The organism is Flavobacterium collinsii, from assembly GCF_902804485.1.
GTDB classification, from domain to species: Bacteria; Bacteroidota; Bacteroidia; order Flavobacteriales; family Flavobacteriaceae; genus Flavobacterium; species Flavobacterium collinsii.
Genome location: NZ_CADCST010000124.1, coordinates 1 through 20,388 on the forward strand (window position 1 = coordinate 1; position 20,388 = coordinate 20,388).

Below are 20,388 nucleotides of genomic sequence, written 5' to 3' on the forward strand. Positions count from 1 at the left end.
GCATAAATTTTAAAAGCTCTATAGGTGTCATATCTAATTCTTAGATTACAAATTTCTAATTTTATTTTGACATTCCTCCCCAGGTTTTGTTCTTGATCCAAAGTTGTGGAGTGATATAAATAGTATTCTCTTTACCGTAAAGGACTTTAGGGATAAAAGTGGCAGCTTTTTGCAATCTTTTAAAGTTTTACATTTTCCTAAAATTTCTTAATTGCAAAATAATAATAATTTACAGCTTACCCTATAAGGGACAAGTATATGGAATCTGTTGCTCTGAAAGAGCCTTAGCAGTAACATTGCACGAAGTGCTATGAATAATGATAAATACTTCTTTAAGCTCTGTAAGAGCGAAAGCATAACCCAAAAAGCACATATATTACTTTTTGATATTTCCGAAAGTTAGCAACTTTTAATCAAGACCTTATGCTTTATTTATAACTGCTTATGCTTCTTTTTCAGGGCAATATGATTGATTATCTAAATTTATAATGCGTTGCATTATTTTTACGCTTTTGGGCTTTTAGCCCTTTTTTAACATTTCAAATATTTATACCGAAAGAGGGCGCTACTTATAAAATCAGCTGTAATATAATGATCTCTTAAGTGAATAGCTGAAATCGTTAATTAAAAGAATAACTTCTATCAACCTCACAACGTTTTGTATTGATATGCTATAGGTGGTAAAATTTTTATTTACCCTTAGGAGTATTGTTAATTGATAAAATTTTATATTTTTGCACTTTTTTTATTCATTCTAAATAAGAATAATTTATAATTATAAGTTTATTTCATGAGGTTCAAAATAGTATTGCTCTTTATATTCTCGACGACATTTTTAATCGCACAAAACACAATCTCTGGCAAAGTTAATGATGAATACGGCACTCCATTAAGCGGAGTCAATATTCAGCTTTTAGGTACAGAAATAAATGTAAAAACTGATGCTGATGGACTTTATAAGATCGAGAATCTGGCAAAAGGCAGTTATTCCATTGAAGCGAGCTCAGATGGATATATCTCCAGGAAACATAAAATTGTTTTAGAAAGTTCTTTCAATTCTTCAGTTGCCATAACTTTAGAAAAGGTTAGCAAAACGTCGAAAGAGGCAGAGAAGTTAAATGATGTAGTGGTAAAGGGTGTATCTGAAAAAAAGAAAAAAGAGCAGTCGGCACAAGCCGTTTCTGTAATCGAAATGCGGGAAGCCAAGTTTAAAACTGCCGATTTAGGCGAAGTACTTGCTCAAACGCAAGGCATTAGCGTTAGACGAAGCGGTGGTTTAGGTTCCAGAACAAATTTTTCGATGAATGGACTCACAGGAAATCAAATCAGGTTTTTCTTAGATGGTATTCCGTTAGAGTATCACGGATATACTTTCGGTATTTCAACCGTCCCTGTTAATTTAATTGATCGTATTGAAGTTTATAAGGGAGTTGTTCCTATCGAATTTGGAGCAGATGCTCTTGGTGGTGCTGTCAATTTAATCACTCCAAAAATAAAACCTGGCTTTAGTGGATCTTTTTCAGCTCAGGCGGGATCTTTTGGAACTTACCGTACATCAATAATACTTAATAATTATAATGAAAAGAGTGGTTTTTTTATAAGAGGAAGTGCATTTTACGACAGCTCTCAAAACAATTATAAAGTAGATGTTGATGTTCCGGATAATGTCGGGAAAATAAAAAAAGTAACCGTACCGCGATTTCATGATGCATACAAAGGTTTGGGAGTGCAGTTAAAAACGGGTATAAGAAACAGAATTTGGGCTAAAGAATTGAGTGTCGAAGGATTTTATACCGATTATACAAAGGAAATCCAGCACAATCAATTAATGGTTGGAGTTCCTTACGGAGAGGTTATGACTTATCGAAAGTCTGCCGGATCTGTTCTTACGTACCGCAATGATTTTAGTAAAAATTTTATACTCGATTTTATTTCGGGATATAACTATAGAGAGCGTCAGTTTACAGATGTATCTGATTTTGTCTACAATTGGTACGGTGAGCGTATTGAGGGTTCTACAGGAAATATCAGCGGAGAAATTTCGGAATCTACTGGTCCGAGTGATACGTATACCTGGAATAATGATGTTTTTTCACGTCTGAAAGCTTCATGGAAAATTAACGATCAATATGCTTTGAGTTTTACTTCAGCACCTACCTATTCCAAACAAACCGGAGACGACCGGCTTATTAACGGTTATGATCCGGCCAGTGCTGCAAGACAAATGTTTACATGGATTAATGGTGCAGACTTTAAAATAAACGCCATTAATGAAAAATTAGAGAATGTTTTTTTTGCTAAAAATTATCTACAAAAAATCAATTCTGAGGAGAAAATACCATCTAATAATTCCGTAATAAAAGAAAAGAATAGTGTGAACTATTTTGGTTTTGGAAATGGATTTCGTTTTAAATTCAACGAACAGTTTTCTACCAAGTTAACGTACGAATATGCTACCCGCTTGCCTCAAACCGATGAGTTGTTCGGAGACGGACAATTCATACAAGGGAATATAAACTTAAAACCCGAACGCAGTCACAACGTCAATTTTGAGCTTTTTTTCAAGTCAAAAGCAAATTATGAAAGCAGCAGCTGGCAAGTTCAAACCAATGTCTTTTTAAGAAAGATAGACAATCAGATCTTATTTGTTCCGAGTGTAGATCGCAATAATATTTATCAGAATGTATTTGCGGCCACTTCTAAAGGAATTGAAGTTTCGGGAAGCTGGACTTCAAAAGATGACAAACTCTCTTTTCATGCGAATAGTACATATCAGCACTTTTTTAATGACTCAAACAAAGGAATATTTGCAGTGTACAAAGGAGACAGAGTGCCTAATCAGCCTTATTTTTTTGCTAACGGCGGAGCTAATTATTCTTTTCACAACTTAATTGGCAAGGCAGATAAATTATCTCTTTTTCTTGATGTAAGGTATGTATATGAATTTTATAGAAGCTGGGAAAGTGCTTCTGTAAATCCATTTGTGATACCGAGTCAGCAGACACTTGACTTTGGGACGACCTACCACAATAGTATAAAAGGCGCCAAATATGCGATCACTGCTGAAATACAAAATGTAAGCAACGAAAAAAATTATGACTTTTTTGGTGTGCAAAAACCAGGAAGATCATTTAATATCAAACTAGTAACTCAATTTTAATCATAATTATATAACCAAACAGGTATGAAAACAAATCGATTTTTTATAAAACATGCAGTATTAGCCATAATGTGTTCTGTATTCGCGTTAACATCATGTAGCTCAGATGATACCAAAACAGATGAAGGTCAAGGTAAGAATCCTGCAGTTATCGCATCAGTTCGTGTAAATACGCCTGGCGGAAGAGTTTTTTATTTAGGAGCATACGATAAATTCCCTTCAACTCTTGATTATAAAACAATGACAGAGATAGGTCCGGGCGCAACAGTATATTCGTTTGGCGAACATCCTTATGTTTGGAATGGTACAGCTTCGACCTTGACCAAATATAATGTAAGTACAGAAATGAAAATTTCGAAGGCAGATGCTTTAAGTCTTGCTGGTACCGGAGTTAGCGGTACTTTTGGACCTCCTGCTTTCGTGTCCGAAACAGAGGCTTATTTTTTCGCCTTAAATGATGGGAAAATTATTAAGTTCAATCCGGAGACTATGACGATAACAGAAACTATTGCAGTGACTCCATTACCGTTAAGTAACGATGCTGGTATAAAAACATCTACTTACATGAGTTATGTTACTTCTGCAAAAAAAATCATTTTACCGGTGGCCGCAACGCCTACTGATTTTAATAAATTTCCACAATATGCACAAATTGCAGTTTTTGATATAGCTTCAAAAGCAGTTTCTTATGTTAAAGATTCTCGTATGTCAATGGGGTATGATACGTTTGCTAAAGGAAATGACGGTACTTTGTACTACAGACCTTCACGTGCTACATCTTTGTCATTAGATTACAGTACTGTAAAAGATGCTCCTCCGGCTGGTGGATTGTTAAAAGTAAACCCTAACGGGACATTTGATCCTAACTTTTTTGTGGATTTAAAAGTTGCTTTAAAAGCACATTCAGTAAATGTAGTAGCTTATGTTCATGGAGATAAAGCCCTTGCTCAGTATTTGGATAATACGTTTACTCCACCGGCAAAGCCTGCTGACTGGTACAATGCTCCAACAAAATTTGCACTTGTAGATTTAAAAACGTTAAAAGTTGAGCCTTTTACTTCTTTTGAAAAATACGGAACCGTTTATACTGTAGGTACAATTAATGATGTAGAATATTATGGTAATATCACTGCTCCTGATGGAAAATTCAGCCTTTTGAAGCAAAAAGGAGCTGCTGAGTTTGAAGTAGTTTCTGAAGCGATCGGCGGTAGTGTGATATTTGTTGGAAAACTAAGATAGTTGTCCCTGGTATTACCCAAATAATACTACCTCCAAAGTCATTTGATTTTGGAGGTTTTTTATTTTGCATCCGCTTCTATTTTGAGCTCCAATTTTCAGTTAAAACAAGTCGGAACTTGCAAAATGCTATAATAATTTTTAACTATATTTGGCAGAGATATTGGTTTAGGCATTGCGTTAAATAAGTTTAATTTCAGTGCTTTAATTCATATTTAAATGATCTTTATTTTTGCGTCCTACCGCTAAAAAAGAAATCAAATCATTAACCCAAATTTTAAAAATGAAAAAAAAGCTAATAACTCTTTTGTTTGTAAGTACTGTTGTAAATATGTTTGGACAACTACCAACCTTGCCACAACCTGATAAAACTTCTTATGCTACGGATAAGGTCTCTAATAAAGTCTTAAAACCGCTAACAAAAGTCCCATTAGATAAAGAGTCCATTTTAATTTACGATTACGATGGTTCGCTTTTTTCTTTTAATTTGGAATCTGAGAAAATCAATTGGACCGTAAAAGCTACAGATTCTAATACTGAAATGTGCGCAAACGCTATCACACTGCAAGATGGAGTAGTGTACATTCCGTTTGTTAATGGAGAAATTTTTGCAATAAATAACCAAACTGGTGTCGTTTTTTGGAAATCAAGATTAGGCAATACTATGGATCAAATTGTAATAAAGAACCAAATTCCAACTATAAATGGAGGAAAACTGTACCTAACTGCGCAAAGTCCCAATAATAGTATTTATGCCCTTGAGACAAAAGATGGTAGTTTAGTATGGAGTTACAAGTTGGAGGAAACAAATAATGATAGTCCGGTTCTTGTTTTCGACAACAAAGTTTTTACTCAAAGTGGAACTAATTTATATAGTTTTGAAGCCAATACAGGTAAACTTCTTTCTCAAAAAAGCTTTGAGGGAGTTATGTCCGGAAAAGTGGTGACAGATGGTGAAAATGTGTTTATAGCAAATGAAAAAAACGAGCTTTATGCATTAAGTGATAATAAACTTGATATTGTTTGGCAGTTTAAATTAGATGAAAATCAACAGAATATCAAGGAGCGCATATTTTGCAAAGACAATAAAGTTTATGTAGGCGCACAAGGCCCGGAAGTTTCTTCGATATACGCTCTCGAGTCAAAAACGGGAACTCAGATTTGGAAAAGGGATTTTAAAGACGACAATGTCGAGTATATGGTTGAGGAAAGTGATAATATTTGGGGATATACCCGTAAAGGAAAGCTTTTTCAAATAGACATAACAAATGGTGAAATAGCGTTCGAAACAAAATTGACGACGAGACCCATTTCAAATTTTGAATTTGTAGGCGATGATTATTTCTTTTATTATTCGGATGCTGCTTTGATTCAATTTGAGTTTAAAAGCAAAGACGAAAACGAAGTTTATCTGCGAACCACCATTAAGGACGACGCTTATAGTGCTTATATAAAGATAATTCGATAACAACTTCAAATATAAACTCCTTAAGAAATTAAGGAGTTTTTTTTATTGAATAATTTGTAACAAATTAATTAAAATACTACAAATACTACTGGTGTCGTGAGGTGTTTGGTGTTAATTATAGTTTTATTTGTTAAAAACAAAAAAAAATAATTAATGATTTGATTCTCAGTGCCTATAAGCCCAATTAGTTCTCAAAAAAGTATAAAAAACAACTAAAAATCAAAAGTATGAATGTATTAGAATGGCTCTTTTTTATTTTAATTATGCAAATTATTCATGGTGTGTCTACCTGGAGGTTTTATGTAAAAGCGGGAAGAAAAGCGGTAGAATCCTTTATACCAATTTATAATTTAGTAATTCTATTGAAAATTATACATCGTCCTGTTTGGTGGGTTTTGATGCTTTTTGTTCCTATTGTCAATCTTTTAATGATTCCCGTAGTTTGGATCGAAACTATTAGAAGTTTCGGGAAAAATACTATGCGAGATGTTGTATTGGTTTTACTAACATTAGGGTTTTATATCACTTTTTTAAATTATTTTTCTAAGGATCTAACCTATATTGATAACAGAGATTTGGGACCAAAAACCAAAGCAGAAGATACTGTACGATCTCTTTTATTTGCGGTTATTATAGCAACATTGGTACATACTTATCTTATACAGCCATTTACCATTCCATCTTCATCATTGGAGAAAACATTGTACATCGGAGATTTTTTATTTGTTAGTAAGTTTAACTATGGAGCAAGAACGCCAATGACTTCGGTTGCATTGCCCATGGTCCATGATTCAATTCCTTTTTTGGGTACAAAGTCATATTTATTTAGCGACGATTTTACTAAAAAAGGAACGTCAATACTAAACAAATTTCAATTACCCTATTTTAGATTTCCTGCACTAGAAAAGATCAAACGCAATGAAATTGTAGTTTTTAATCAGCCTGCTGATACGCTGCGTGACATGGATAATTTTCATCCGGATAGAAATTATTACAAACCAATAGATAAAAAAACAAATTTAATAAAACGATGCGTTGGAATGCCGGGGGATATTCTAGAAATTCGTGAAGGGGATGTTTATATCAATGGTAAAATAGAGAAACTGCCGCAAAGCGCTAAAATTCAGTATAACTTTTTAATTGATACCAAAGGACAACCAATTAACCAAGATGTCTTAGTAAGTCATTATGGAGCCAGAGAAGGCATGAAGTACGAAAATGGGAATTTTGCCTTAACCGATACCGGACAATATTTCCTGACATTGACAAATGAAGAAGCAATATTAATAGCCCGTAATCCGGTTGTAAAAGGAGTTAAGAAACATTTAATGGCAAAGGGAGAAGGTGAAGGCGTGTTTCCTCAGGATCTTTCTTTGGGTTGGAATATTGACAATTATGGACCTCTTTACATTCCCGAAAAAGGAAAAACTATAGAATTGAATATTAAAACACTTCCATTTTATAAACGAGTTATTGAAGAATACGAACACAATGATTTAAAAGTTATTGGTAATCAGATTCTAATTAATAGAAAAATGAGTACAACTTATACTTTTAAACAAGATTATTATTGGATGATGGGGGATAATCGTCAGAATTCTTTAGATGCGAGATTTTGGGGATTTGTTCCTTTTGATCACGTAGTTGGTAAGCCGGTATTTATTTGGTTTAGCTGGGATAAGGACGGTAAAGGAATTAATAAAATAAGATGGAATCGTGTTTTTTCTGTAGTGAACGAAAAAGGTGTACCAAAGTCTTACTTAGTTCATTTTTTAGCACTAATAGCTCTTTATATGATTGGAAGTAGAGTAATAAGAAAAAGAAAAAAAGAATAAGTTTTTATCAAAAGATGAATAGTTTTTAACTGTGAAAGCTGGCTTGAATCCTTGTTTCTAAAGTTTTTTGTTTTTGATTTCGTGCTTTTGTAGTTAAAGTTATTAGAAAATTCCAAATCCTGGTATTGCGGTGAGTAGTATTTGGGATTTGGAATTTTTATTTTGAAAATCACCCTATTGTAAAAGATAGTTATATATTTGCGCCAGATTTTGGTCTGTTTTTTCTTAAGAAAAAACAGTTAAAAGGGAATCAGGTGTAAATCCTGAACAGACCCGCTACTGTAAGTTCTATAAAAGTCTTTAAACGTTACTAATGCCATTGTCCGCCGCGGCGGATGAGAAGGTTGTTTTAAAGATGGAACAAGTCAGGAGACCTGCCACAATCACATAGTTTAAGACTTTCGTGGAATAAAGTTGAACAACAATAAACAGACCTGTCATTTTTTATGACGGGATTCTTTCTTATTGCTTTTTTGATTATTACGTCACGGAGTTTACTTAATTCATTTAGTGATGTATACTATTAAAAAAAGAGCTTTATTTATTCTTATCGCAGTTGTTTCTATTTTTCTTCAGTCACGAGTATTAAAGAGCTGTTTTCAGGCTTTTAAAAGATTTGTTCCGAGAAGAGGATGTTATAAAGAGTCGATCCTTAGAGTAACCTCTTCTGTAAAATTACGGAATGCATTTAGCGATCATTTTACTGCTCTCTCCTCATATTTCTACACCATCTCAATAAAAAACTGCACTAATCCCGATGCTGAGTGGCACTATATAATTTACAGATACGATATGGCATCCGGTTGAAGATTAAAATTATAAACCTCCCTGCAATTACTTCAATTTTTATTGTGATTATCAATTCCAACTTAAATAATACCACATGTTTAACAATACCTCCCAATATTTCCGGTTCTTATTCTTTTTTATTGCGGCACTCTGCCTAACCAACTGTTCTGAGGATGATACAGCAAAAGAGGATAACAATCCGGCTCCGGTAAGTTCCGATCTGGCGCTTAACACGCAACGATTTGCAATTTTAGCTATAAATGCTACTATCAATGCAGCTACGGAAGCTACCTACAGCTGGAGTGTTTCAAAAGCGACATCCGAAAACTATGTCTTAACCAATATTGCCGAAAAAGAAGTGCTGTTTGCTGCAGCAGAAACCGGGGTTTATGAATTAACAGTAGCTGTAAATAACAAAGGGAGTTTAAAAACACAAAAAGCAGTGATTACAGTAACGAAAGAAACGAAGGAATATAAAGCCTATATCGCTAAGGTATTCGAGTTTAAACCCGCTCCGGGACAGTTTATAAACGATCTTCCGGCTGCAAATGACGGAGATAGTGCCGAAAGAATTTTGTCAAGAGCCAATACTTATTTAGCCAAAAAGAACGGGGATTTGATTTCGCTTGGAGCCTTTGGTGGTTATGTTGTTTTTGGGTTTGATCATACTATTGTTAATGTAAAAGGCAAACGTGATTTTAGAGTTCTGGGCAATGCATTTTGGGCAGAAGCCAACCCTAATTCAAATAGTACAATGCGTGGCGGAAGTAGTGAGGCAGGAGTTATAATGGTTTCTTATGATAAGAATAAAAACGGTCTTCCCGACGATGAATGGTATGAAATAGAAGGAGGCGGACATAAAATGCCTAAAACGATTCAGAATTATGAAATTACATATTATCGTCCGGATCCTAATAAAAAACCGGTACCGGGAGGAACTACAGGCACAGTAGGTTTTGTTGATATGGAATATATCTATTGGAAAGATAATCAGGGAAAAAACGGTTATCTGGTACAGAATAATGCTTATAATCATTCTTTAGATTACTGGCCAAAATGGCTTAAAGATCAAGCGTCTATCACTTTTAAAGGAACAAGATTACCGGATAACGCTGTAGATGAAAGCGGGACCGGAAGTTACTTCGTACAATATGCCTTTTTGTACGGTTACGCTGATAATGCTCCAAATGCCGATGACAATTCAGCAATAGACATCAACTGGGCTGTAGATAAAAACGGAAACAAAGTGCTGCTTCCGGGAATTGATTTTGTAAAAGTGTACAACGGCCTTAATCAGCAGGCGGGGTGGCTGGGAGAAACTTCGACTGAAATAATGGGAGCAACCGATTTGTATCTGTCAGGAGAAAGTATTCCAACGCGATAGCCCTATTCAAAAATGTGTTAAACTAAATTATTATACCAGAATTATGAAAAAAAACTTTGCCCATTTATTATTATTTGTTTTGGCATCGGTATTTACCGCATGCAGCGATGACGATAAGAATGATGCCAACTCAGGAGAAGGACTAGTTATACCAATAGCAGTAAAACTTCAGGGAAAATTTGAAGTAGCGACCTTTAATGTTTTGAATATTACCGCTTCTGCCGAAACGAGTAACCCAAATTACGAGTGGGTGCTTAAAAAAAATCCTTTCAATCAAACTAAAGATTCTGTTGTAGGGACTACTAAAGATTTACGATTTATCGCTTTGTATCCAGGGGCTTATGAATTAACGCTAAATGTTACTGAAGGAGATAAAAAAGGAACAAGCGCAACAACGGTCAATGTAATTAACGAGGCTCAAAATTACAATCCTTACATCACAAGTATTTTCGATTTTAGCCCGGCACCGGGTATGTTTGCCAATGATTTGTACAAAGACGGATTTGCAAAAACCGACGTTATGAGGGTAGCATTGGGAAGGATAAATGAAACAAGTGTGGGATATCCAATTGACTTAGGAGGCTTTGGAGGTTCAATTGTAGTTGGATTTGATCATTTGGTAGTTAATCTTCCGGGAAAGAAAGATTTCAGAGTTTATGGCGCAGATCTGAGTGATAAAGCGAATCCGCCAGCTCCGGGATTAATCTATGTGGCTTATGACAAGAATGCAAACGGAAAACCGGATGATGATGAATGGTATGAGATTATTGGAAGTCAGCACGCAAAAGAAAATACGATTAAGAATTTTAAAATTACATATCAGAAACCGGCAGTAGGTAAAAAGGTTGTAGTAAGCGGACCAAACGATCCTTTCTTAGATCGTGAACATCTCTATTGCGAGAACAATCAGTCTCAGACTTACTTTTTGCCAAGATCTAAAACTAAAAAGGAATATTATCCAGCCTGGGCAACTCAAACCACCGCTGTTTATGAAGGAACAAAGTTAAATGTAAATTTTGCGGCAGTACGTCCCGGACAAACTACTTTGTGGAATTTCGATGCTCCGGAATGGGGGTATGTTAATGCTAAAAGCCCGGATATTGATATTGAGTGGGCGGTTGATAAAAACGGCAATAAAGCTAATCTTCCCGGAATTCATTTTATAAAAGTGGTGAACTGTGTGAGTGAGCCAATGGGACTTTGTCATCAACAATCGTCAATGGCTACAAGGTTCTCAGGAGCTGCAGATCTTCAGATCATAAAAAAATATAATCTAAAAAAGTAAGAGAATAAGAATATGAAAAAGTTTATAAAATATACTTTATGCCTAATGGTTATTAGCGTTTTTTACAATTGTAGCAACGATGATGCAAAACCTGATTCTATAATAGAAGAACCTAAACCCGAGCCGATTAAAGATCCGTCACTTACTTTGAAATTGCAAGCTGATTTTAAGACAGAACGATACAATGTCGTTGCTATTGATCCGGAAGTAGTTATTGAGAATGCGAATGGAGCTACTGCACAGTACAAATGGACTGTAAAAGTAACTGGCAAAGATGGTGTTGCCAAAGATTCTGTTATTGGCGAGACTAAGACTTTAAAGTTTATAGCACCAAAAGCTTTGAGTTATGATGTAGCGCTTACGGTAACCTTGAATAAAGTAGTAAAACAGGCAGCAACAAAAGTATCCGTTGCCGAAACGGGTAAAGTCTATACGTCAAAAGCCTTTTCGATTGTTGATTATGTACCGGCTCCGCATTATAACAATGACAGCTTTGAATTTGCAACAAAAGCAGAAGCGATAGAGAATGCACAAACTAATCTTACTGACGGAAATCTTGTTGATTTGGGCACTTTTGGAGGTTACATTGTGACAAAATTCGACCATACTGTGATCAATGCTTATGGTAAAAGAGATTTTACAGTTCAGATGAATCCCATTTCTAATTCTTCAAAATTTTCTCCGGTAAGTATCGCGGTTGCTTACGACGCAAACAAAAATGGTATTGCAGAAGACAACGAGTGGTATGAGATTGCCGGAAGCGAGTATTACAAATCGTCTACAGTAAAAAATTATGAAATTACTTATTACAAGCCAGATGTAAACAAAGCAGCTGTCGCAGGAAAATCGGATTGGCAATTTGACAAGGAGTATCTGAAATGGACCAATAATAAAAATGCCACCGGTTTTATTACCAGAACTAAAAAATGGAGACGTTACAACTATTATCCACAATGGATTGGAGATTCTTATACGTTGAAAGGTACAAAAATCAATTTGCCTACAAAAGATATTAGTGATGGAGAAGGTGCAGCATTTAATGTGGGAACTTTTGAATGGGGCTATGGCGGAATCAAAGACCCTTCGATAGACATTAGTTGGGCCGTAGACAGTAATGGTGTGAAAGTACACTTGCCGGGTGTAGATTTTGTCAAAGTATACGTTCCTACATTCACAGAGATTGGGGCACTTGACCTACTAACAAACTCTTTTAAACAGGTTGAAGATCTAAATTTTGCTGCAGGCAAATAACCAAAGAAGTTTAGTCCGTTGGATGTAAATTCATTTTAACGCATAGTAACATAGGTTCTGTATTCATAAAAAAGACGTTTCACTTTATTGAAATACACATAACCTCTTATGTGAAAGAAATAGATTTCTTTTTTTGTTCCCTTTTTAGGCCTAAAAATCTATGTTTCTATATGTTAAATCTTTTGTTTTTTAATTACACCCAATGGGCAAGTTTAAATAATACTGTTTTATTAACTAACCAAGTATATTAATCCTAAATTTTATAAATAATGAAAAAAGTACTTTATTTTTTGACAGTAGGTTTGATGCTGGGACTTTCGTCTTGTAGCAATGATGAAAACCTTTCAAACAACGAAAGCGGCAATGCAGCAGTAAAAAGCTCAAGTGTTACTTCTAAAAAAGCAGTGACTGATCCGGCAGTAGGGACTACTTCTACGCTTAACCTGACCAGTTCTTTATTAACCAGCGGAACATCAACAACAGGAGGGAAGTACTGGCAGAATACTTATGTGTCGAATACAAACTTAACAGTTGATTTGTTTACATTTTCACATACAGCAACATCAGCAGGTTATAACTACTGGGACGGTTTTATTGTATCTAATGTAAATGATATTACAAATTATGGTTCAGGAGCAGGTTCTGGCGGGTCTAATGGTTGGGTTGCAAATCAGTGGGGAGCTATGGCAGGAAGTGGTTTTGGTACTTCATCAACTATTGCTGCAGGAACTCCAGGAACAACTGGAGACCCTTATATTGTAGCTTACTGGTCAAGCTACACAGATCCAAAAAATCCACAGGGAACTACGTTTACAGAAGCAGGTTTCTCTAACTGGATTAAAATTGGAAACACAGGATTGTATCAGATAAAAGGACTTAAAATCAACAATCATCCGTGGCCATATTACGGTTGTTTATATGGAGACGGTTTTGCTCAGGCATTTTCTTCAGGAGATCATTTTGAATTATTGATCTACGGTGTAGATTCAAGCGGAACTATTACTGCTCCAATCACACAATCATTGGCAGATTACACAGGAGGTTCTTTGGTAATGCCAACAGGATGGGTGAACGTGAGTGCTACAGCGCTTCAAGGTTTAGGAGATGTTAAATACCTTGTTTTTCAAATGGCTTCAACAGATTCACATCCGATCTACGGAATGAATACTGCGGCTTATTTCTGTTTGGATAAATTGTCTGTAAAAAGAATTCAATAAACAAACATTTCAGTTATAGAAAAGGAGCCATCAAAAAATGGCTCCTTTCACTTCATTTAAATACACATATCTTACTATGTGAAAGAAATATATTTTTCTTTTTAGTTCTCTTTTTACAGCTAAAACCTATGTTTCTATGTGTTAAAATATTTTTTTAAAAGGTTTATGTGTACCAAAAAAATCTGCCAAATCTGCCAACCCGAGCGATAGCGAACAGGCGAAGCAATCTGCTAGAAAAAAAATAAAACTTCAATAAACGATCATCGCTTATTTTTTCTTTAAACACCTTCCTCGTGGTTCATCGCCTTCATGAAGCACTATTTCAGAATGCAGAAACTCCGCTGCATCAGCAGAATCTTTTACCTTTTTTGCACTTCGTTTAAGCATTTCTGATTCATATTCCGTCAGTACACTTTCTCGTATTCCACTTTTTCTCCATTGCGATAACGGTCGGCATCCTCTTACGATTCCACGTGCCAGAGAGAGTGCGTCCAATAAGGCCTGATTTGCACCTTGTCCTTTAAAAGGGCTCATCGGATGAGCCGCATCACCAATTAAGGTCGTTTGTCCGTTTTTAGTTAGTAATTCTGAATGCAGTAATTCTCGGTCGTACACCGGATAACCAGAAATTTGAGTTTCCATAGTTGCCAATAAAATTTGCGGAATAGGATCATGCCATTGCGTTCTGCGACAGGCTTCTTCTTTTAGTGCCTGAGGTCCTTGATTACTAAGTCTTTTAGCTTCCTCTTCTGACATTGGAAAGCTCAGTTGCCACATTACTGCATCAGAAGTGTAGGGCATCATATAGATTCGTTCATTACCATTAGCAGTTTGAAAGACAGTTGCCGAATCCAGTAAAGAACTGTCAAGACCCTCGAGATTTGCTAAAGGACAAATACCTAATATTACAATGCATCCCAGATAACGTAAAGGTGTTGTGTCATCACCGATTAATAGTTTTCGTACTGAACTTCGAATGCCGTCAGCTCCAACCACTAAATCGGCTGTAGCGTTTTTTATTTTTCCATTTACTTCAAATTTTAAATCAACCTTTTGATCTTCGGATTCCTTAAAATCGATTAGTTGATGTCCCCATTGTACCACTTCATGACTGCCAAGCTGTTTCAATAATGCCAACCGTAAGTGTTGTCTTGCGATATGCATATTGGTACGTTTCGGAGCTATTTTTGTATCGGAAGGAATCCATTTTCGTATTCCCCATTCACCGATTACTTTTCCTTCTGTGGTATGTACCAAATGTCTTGTTGAAATCACTTTTTCTTCCAAAGAGAAGATACCGAATCCTTCGATTGCTTTACTGGCCTGCTGTAGTGTAAGTCCATAACCTTGTGAGCGGGCGTCAAAATTGGTATCACGTTCGTAAAGCGTAAAAGGAATCCCGCGATGCAGGCAAGCAACAGCCAATGCCACACCTCCGATACCAGCACCAATAATGGCAACATGCGGATAGTTTTCTGTATCAACAACTGTAGGACTAACAGAAGGAATCAATCCCGATCCGTTACAGTTTGTGCAGCTGTTAAGATGCGCTTTAGGACGAGATGGAGGAGTTCCTAAGCCAGCTGCTTTTTCAAACTCCTCTAGTGCGATCTGATAACGGAGACGTACTTTCTTACTGAGCCTTTGACTGTTTTTGCCGCGTCCCAGACATTCCGGACAAATAGTCCAGTTTCCTGCTGCATTTTCTACCGTATTCACGTTTAGTTTTTTTATTTGATTTAGATTCTCCAGTAGTAGAAGAATTTAGTTGCACCTCTTACAAGAGCACAAATTTAAGACAAAAGATTACCAGTGCAAAATGGTTGGGCTTTAGATACTAAAAACAGATTATAAGAGTTATTAAGGGTTACATAAAACCAATAAAGTTTTATGTAGCCGTAGTCTGTATTTGTTACCAATTTATTTTGTTGCTTCTAATGCTAATCTAAACCAATTTTACTTAATAAATGATGAAAATTATAATGAAAATCAAAGTTTTAGTCTTTATACTGTGTGCAGTAACAAATTTGTCTTTTGCTCAGAAAACAGTATTTAATATTAAGTATTCCGAACAATTGGCCGTTTTTGTTTTTCTTCAGAATTTATCTGAGAGCTATCCGGATAATGTTTTTAAAACAGAGTTTCAAAAATCAAAGTACAATACCGAAGAATTTCAGAAATTAGCAACGGAGTTTGACAAACTGTCATTGGACTACAGCTACAAGTTCGAGGAATTTCCGGAAGGCTCTAAAAAGCCAATGCAATCTATCGATTTTTTGAGAAAAAACTTGATAGAGACAAAGAATCTAAAAGATTTTAAAATACGCTCTATAGGAATTGTGACGAACAAAACACTGAACGACCTTACGAGAATTATTGCGGCTTTTACTCCAATTTACAACGAACTGATATACAATCCCAATAAAGAGAAATTCGAAAAACAACTTATTGAAATTACCAAATACGCCAATGAAAATGATATTGAGAAATATTTTGAAACAGGTTTAGTTTTCTATAATTCGAGTTGGGATACCTCAATTCCTTTTGAAATTGCCTTTTATCCTTTACCTAATTCCAAAGGTTTTACGGCGAACTCTTTTGATAACAATTTTATCAGTGCTATTCAGACCGATTTAACAGATTATAAGGATCTTTTTAGTGTAATGCTCCACGAAACCTACCATATTATTTATAACGAACAGTCATTAGAGCTTAAAAAAGTCATTGATAGGAGTTTTAAAGAAAGTAAATCAAAATGCAGCAATTATGCCTATCATTTACTCAATGAGGCACTGGCAACTTCCTTAGCTAATGGTTATGTATATGAAAAATTGAACGGAAAAGCAGATAGCGGTGATTGGTACAACAAAAAATACATCAATCTTATGGCAAAGGAAATTTACCCCATGCTTAACGAGTACCTTTCTCAAAAGAAAGCAATAGACGGAAAGTTTATTGATCGTTATATTGAAATTTATGAAACAAAATTTCCAAACTGGATCGATGAGATGGATAACCTTATGGCTTACAGATATGTTATTTCTGAAAAGGAGAAAGATTTTGATGTTATCAAACAAAAGTACCGTTACCGTTCCAGATCAGAGGATGAAACCGAAATAAGCATAAATGCACTTGAAAAGATGCGAAAATCAAGTCTTACCAAAATGATTATTGTGTCGAAAAACAATAATGAGAATCTAAAGCTAATCAAAAGCAGCTTCAAGGAATTGAAAAACTGGAAATTTAATGCTGCCAAAGAATTTGATTATAAGATTTTATTAGAAGATAAAAGTCAACTGTTCATTATCAATCAAAAAGAATCTACACTAAAAGCCTTACTTGATTAGATAGAAAAACACAAAGTCCGCAAAGTTTAAAAGAAAACTTTGCGGACTTTGTGTAAACTACTAAAGTAAAAGAATGAATTTACTTGCTCACTCTTTTTAGGTCCAGATCCTGAAAGTCAAAACTGAAATCAATATTAGGGGAGATGCCTTTCATTTTAATCGATTGTGCTTTACCGGTTTCATCTAGTGAAAACATTGCAAAGGCATCACAATTCATTGCCTGATACTCCCACCTAATAGCAAATGTATTGGCATTATAAAGAGCCATAGGACCGTTTAACTTGGGTGAGCGATAGGATTTGAACCATAATTGTTTGTTTTTTTCAAATACTTCGATTTCCCCAAACCAATTGTCAGCATAGACACCAATAAAATCTTCGTTTTTCACTTTCAAATTCTTTACCGATTTTACTTTCTCCCAAACATTTTTGGTGACATCATCTCCGGTATTTCTACCTTGTTTCATCCATTCCACAATCTTATTGGTCCAGTCAAAATCGTCCAGTCCTAGATAACTGTCAGAAATAGTATTGGAAACTGCAGTAAAAAGTCCGCCACCGCCATTCTCTGTGTTAGTCAAAATCACGATGCCCAGGTTTAGATCCGGATACATGATAACAACGGATAACATTCCGGGTAAACCTCCTGTATGTGATACTTTTAGATTTCCTTTCACATCGGTTAATCCCCAGCCTAAGCCGTAACCACTAAAATGCGAATTGTATCTTGGATCACGATCTACCTCTTCAACAGTATGGATGCGCCACATTTCGTTGTGATTTTTCACAGAAAACAGTGTTGATTTCAAATCACTTCCATACTGCCCTTTGTTTAGGCACAAAGTCATCCATTTTGCCATATCGGCTGCGTTTGAAATGATTCCTCCCGCAGCACCGTTTATCTGTACTCCAAATCCATCAATTCGTTTTATAGTTCCGGATTCTGATGAATGTGATACCGCCAGATTGCTTTTATCTTTTATCCTGTCGCTTTGTGCAAAAGAATTGCTCATTTGCAAAGGATCAATAATTCGGGTTTGTATAAAATCTTCATAAGTCATACCACTTACTTTGGCAATTAATTCGCCTGCTACTAAATAGAGTAAATTGTCATAATCAAACTTAGTTCGAAAAGCAGAGACTGGTTTAAAATATTGAAAACTAGTTAGAACATCATTTATTGTGAAATTAGAACCATCTGGAAAAAACATCAAATCACCCACGCCCAATCCAAGTCCGCTGCGATGTGTTAGTAAATCCTGGATGTTAAAATTCTCAGTTACATAGTCGTTATACATTTTAAACTTTGGAAGATGATCTTTCACTTTATCCGTCCATTTCAATTTGCCTTCGTCCTCGAGAATAGAAAGCGCAGCAGTTGTGAAAGCTTTGCTATTGGAGGCTATTTGAAAATTTGTACTCTCATTTACGGCTTTTCTTGTTTCGATAGAGGCAACACCATATCCTTTTTGATGAATTACTTTTCCGTCTTTAACAACTGCAATTGAAGCCCCCGCCACTTTAAATTTCTCCAAAGCATCCTGCATTAAAAGATCGATTTTTTCAGATGTAATTTGCGAATAGAGAGGGGGAGAAGCGTAGTAAATAAAGAGCATTAATGTAAACAGACGAGTTACTTTTTTCATAATTTTTTTTGGTTATGGCGTTTTTTTGATTGTTAGTTGGTGTAGTTAAAAATTAACATCCACATCAGCGAATATAGGAATTATCTTTAGAATTAAAGCCTTGTTTGGTAGGTTAAAAGATGAGTAGCGAGTGTTTTTTTACAAGTTCTTTAACGGTTTAGAAGAATACATCTATCTAAAATTTCAACGCTGTTTCAATTCCGCTTTCCAGCCATAAGAATTTTTCCTTCAATTCTGATTTCTCAATTTCACTTTTTAATGATTTTACCGATTGCTTAAAATGCCACCAGCCTTCGTAGTGAATTGGAATTACCGTACGGGGATTTAAAAGTCGTGTCGTTTCAAGTGCCTCCTCACCATTCATAGTAACCCTTAAATTCCTTTTCAAATAAGGAAAAGCTCCAGCTCCAAGGTGCAAAATAACCGTTTCAACCTTCTTTCTTTTTTCCAGTTCCAATAAACCTTCAAAAAGAACAGTATCTCCTGAAATATAAAGACAGCCGCCAGTTTGATTCTCCCATTCTATGGTAAAACCAATAACTTTTCCCATAACTTTATCTAATCTCTTAATATTAGTGTGCTGAGCGGGTATAGCCGTTATTTTCAAACCTTTTACTTTTGAAGTTGAAACAGTATATTCCTCCCAATTGTCAAGACCAATGGTATTATTGTTTTTTAAACGTTTCACCGCATCTTTTGTAGAGAGAACAACAGGCACAGTTTTGATAAATGCCCTGCCGCTTTTGTCTAAATTATCACTGTGGTGATCGTGGCTTAATAAAACCAAATCTACTTTTCCAATTTCGGCTATTGACAAGGCCGGATCAATATATTTTTTTGAAAATGCCAATGGGCGGCTTACATATTGTGGAAAAAAGCCGTCTTTTTTGTCCAGTGTCGGATCTGTAATAATTTTAAATCCATTGATGTTTATTAAAACACAAGCTGTGTCAATATGGGTAATGGTAACTTTCATTTTGTTCTGATTTTAAGGTTAGAAAAAAGGACAAAATTGAGTTTAATAACGGTTTTACCAATTGACTTTGGTCAAGAAATGCGTTTGCGGATTCTGCTGAGCGTCTCCGGAACAACACCTATGTAGGAGGCAAGGTATTTGAGCGGAATCTGCTGAATGTATTTAGGTTGTTCCTCAAGAAGACTCTGATAGTGTTCCTGCGGAGTTTTGGTTAAAAGATCCAGTTCTCTTTTTACTTTTTTATCCAGTAAATATTCAGTTGCGATACGGCCCAGTTTTTTTGCTGTTTCACATTTGTCATAAAGTTTCTGCAGCTGATCGTAAGAGACAGAGTATAATTGGCAATCTGTAAGTGCCTGAATGTAAACCTGTGTTTGAGTTCTGTTGTAAAAAGAATCGTATGCACAGTAAAAGGAGTTTTTGAAGGCAAAATCAAAGGTAATTTCTTTGTCATTGGTAAGTACAAAATAGCGGACAATTCCCGTATCTATAAAAGACAAATAATTCTCCAACTGACTGTTGGTTAAAATTAACTCGTTTGCAGAAAATTGACGTGTTTTGATACAGCTTAAAAACTCGGCGATATCCTTTTCTGAAAAGCCAAGTTTAGCAAAATACAATACTAATGAATTCATTTAAATTGATTCAGAATGGTGTTTGTAGTAAAGATACAAATTTAATGTTGAAGGTTTAAATTCTGCCGGTTCCCAAAGCTCAATTTTGTTACCGTCAGCATCCATAGTGTGAACAAACTTCCCATAATCATAAGTCGCAATTTCATCGAGTACCTTAAGT

At 35.4% G+C, this 20,388-nt stretch carries 13 protein-coding genes, 1 pseudogene and 1 riboswitch; of the genes and pseudogenes, 9 read left to right on the top strand and 5 right to left on the bottom strand.

Features of this window, described 5'->3' with window-relative positions; translation table 11 throughout:
* Positions 1–790 precede the first annotated feature (790 nt).
* From FLA105534_RS19930 to FLA105534_RS19965, 8 genes are all read left to right on the top strand, one after another.
* Complete coding sequence (locus tag FLA105534_RS19930) at positions 791–3,160, top strand: TonB-dependent receptor (RefSeq protein WP_173967837.1); 2,370 nt, start codon at positions 791–793, stop codon at positions 3,158–3,160.
* A gap of 24 nt (positions 3,161–3,184) precedes the next feature.
* Positions 3,185–4,399, top strand: a complete 1,215-nt coding sequence (locus FLA105534_RS19935; protein ID WP_173967838.1) for a hypothetical protein — start codon at positions 3,185–3,187, stop codon at positions 4,397–4,399.
* A 280-nt stretch (positions 4,400–4,679) separates the two neighbouring features.
* Positions 4,680–5,864, top strand: a complete 1,185-nt coding sequence (locus FLA105534_RS19940; protein ID WP_173967839.1) for a PQQ-binding-like beta-propeller repeat protein — start codon at positions 4,680–4,682, stop codon at positions 5,862–5,864.
* A 227-nt stretch (positions 5,865–6,091) separates the two neighbouring features.
* Positions 6,092–7,699 (top strand): signal peptidase I, encoded by a 1,608-nt coding sequence (gene lepB, locus FLA105534_RS19945; RefSeq protein ID WP_173967840.1) that lies wholly within the window; start codon positions 6,092–6,094, stop codon positions 7,697–7,699.
* Between the two features lie 194 nt (positions 7,700–7,893).
* Positions 7,894–8,095: riboswitch (cobalamin riboswitch) on the top strand.
* Positions 8,096–8,582: 487 nt separating this feature from the next.
* A complete protein-coding gene (locus tag FLA105534_RS19950; protein ID WP_173967841.1) occupies positions 8,583–9,872 on the top strand; it encodes a cell surface protein in 1,290 nt (429 codons plus the stop codon).
* Between the two features lie 43 nt (positions 9,873–9,915).
* The gene (locus FLA105534_RS19955; RefSeq protein WP_173967842.1) at positions 9,916–11,157 is read left to right on the top strand and encodes a hypothetical protein; all 1,242 of its coding nucleotides are present in this window, start codon (positions 9,916–9,918) and stop codon (positions 11,155–11,157) included.
* A 12-nt stretch (positions 11,158–11,169) separates the two neighbouring features.
* On the top strand, positions 11,170–12,408 hold the full coding sequence (locus FLA105534_RS19960; RefSeq protein ID WP_173967843.1) for a hypothetical protein: 1,239 nt from the start codon (positions 11,170–11,172) through the stop codon (positions 12,406–12,408).
* Positions 12,409–12,677: 269 nt separating this feature from the next.
* Positions 12,678–13,625, top strand: a complete 948-nt coding sequence (locus tag FLA105534_RS19965) for a DUF4465 domain-containing protein (RefSeq protein ID WP_173967844.1) — start codon at positions 12,678–12,680, stop codon at positions 13,623–13,625.
* A 267-nt stretch (positions 13,626–13,892) separates the two neighbouring features.
* Here the strand turns inward: FLA105534_RS19965 and FLA105534_RS19970 are convergent, their stop codons facing one another.
* Complete coding sequence (locus FLA105534_RS19970) at positions 13,893–15,344, bottom strand: FAD-dependent oxidoreductase (RefSeq protein ID WP_173967845.1); 1,452 nt, start codon at positions 15,342–15,344, stop codon at positions 13,893–13,895.
* Positions 15,345–15,592: 248 nt separating this feature from the next.
* On the opposite strand from FLA105534_RS19970, the gene FLA105534_RS19975 reads away from it, so the two are divergent.
* Positions 15,593–16,972 (top strand): hypothetical protein, encoded by a 1,380-nt coding sequence (locus FLA105534_RS19975; RefSeq protein ID WP_246253272.1) that lies wholly within the window; start codon positions 15,593–15,595, stop codon positions 16,970–16,972.
* Positions 16,973–17,051: 79 nt separating this feature from the next.
* On the opposite strand, the gene FLA105534_RS19980 is transcribed toward FLA105534_RS19975, so the two are convergent.
* The 4 genes and pseudogenes from FLA105534_RS19980 to FLA105534_RS24050 all read right to left on the bottom strand — a co-directional run.
* A complete protein-coding gene (locus FLA105534_RS19980) occupies positions 17,052–18,617 on the bottom strand; it encodes a serine hydrolase (RefSeq protein WP_217427717.1) in 1,566 nt (521 codons plus the stop codon).
* Positions 18,618–18,792: 175 nt separating this feature from the next.
* Complete coding sequence (locus FLA105534_RS19985; RefSeq protein WP_173967846.1) at positions 18,793–19,593, bottom strand: MBL fold metallo-hydrolase; 801 nt, start codon at positions 19,591–19,593, stop codon at positions 18,793–18,795.
* A 71-nt stretch (positions 19,594–19,664) separates the two neighbouring features.
* Positions 19,665–20,228, bottom strand: coding sequence for a Crp/Fnr family transcriptional regulator (locus FLA105534_RS19990; RefSeq protein WP_173967847.1), 564 nt, complete (start codon positions 20,226–20,228; stop codon positions 19,665–19,667).
* Positions 20,229–20,381 (bottom strand): annotated as a pseudogene (locus tag FLA105534_RS24050) (VOC family protein); the annotation flags it as partial.
* Positions 20,382–20,388 lie beyond the last annotated feature (7 nt).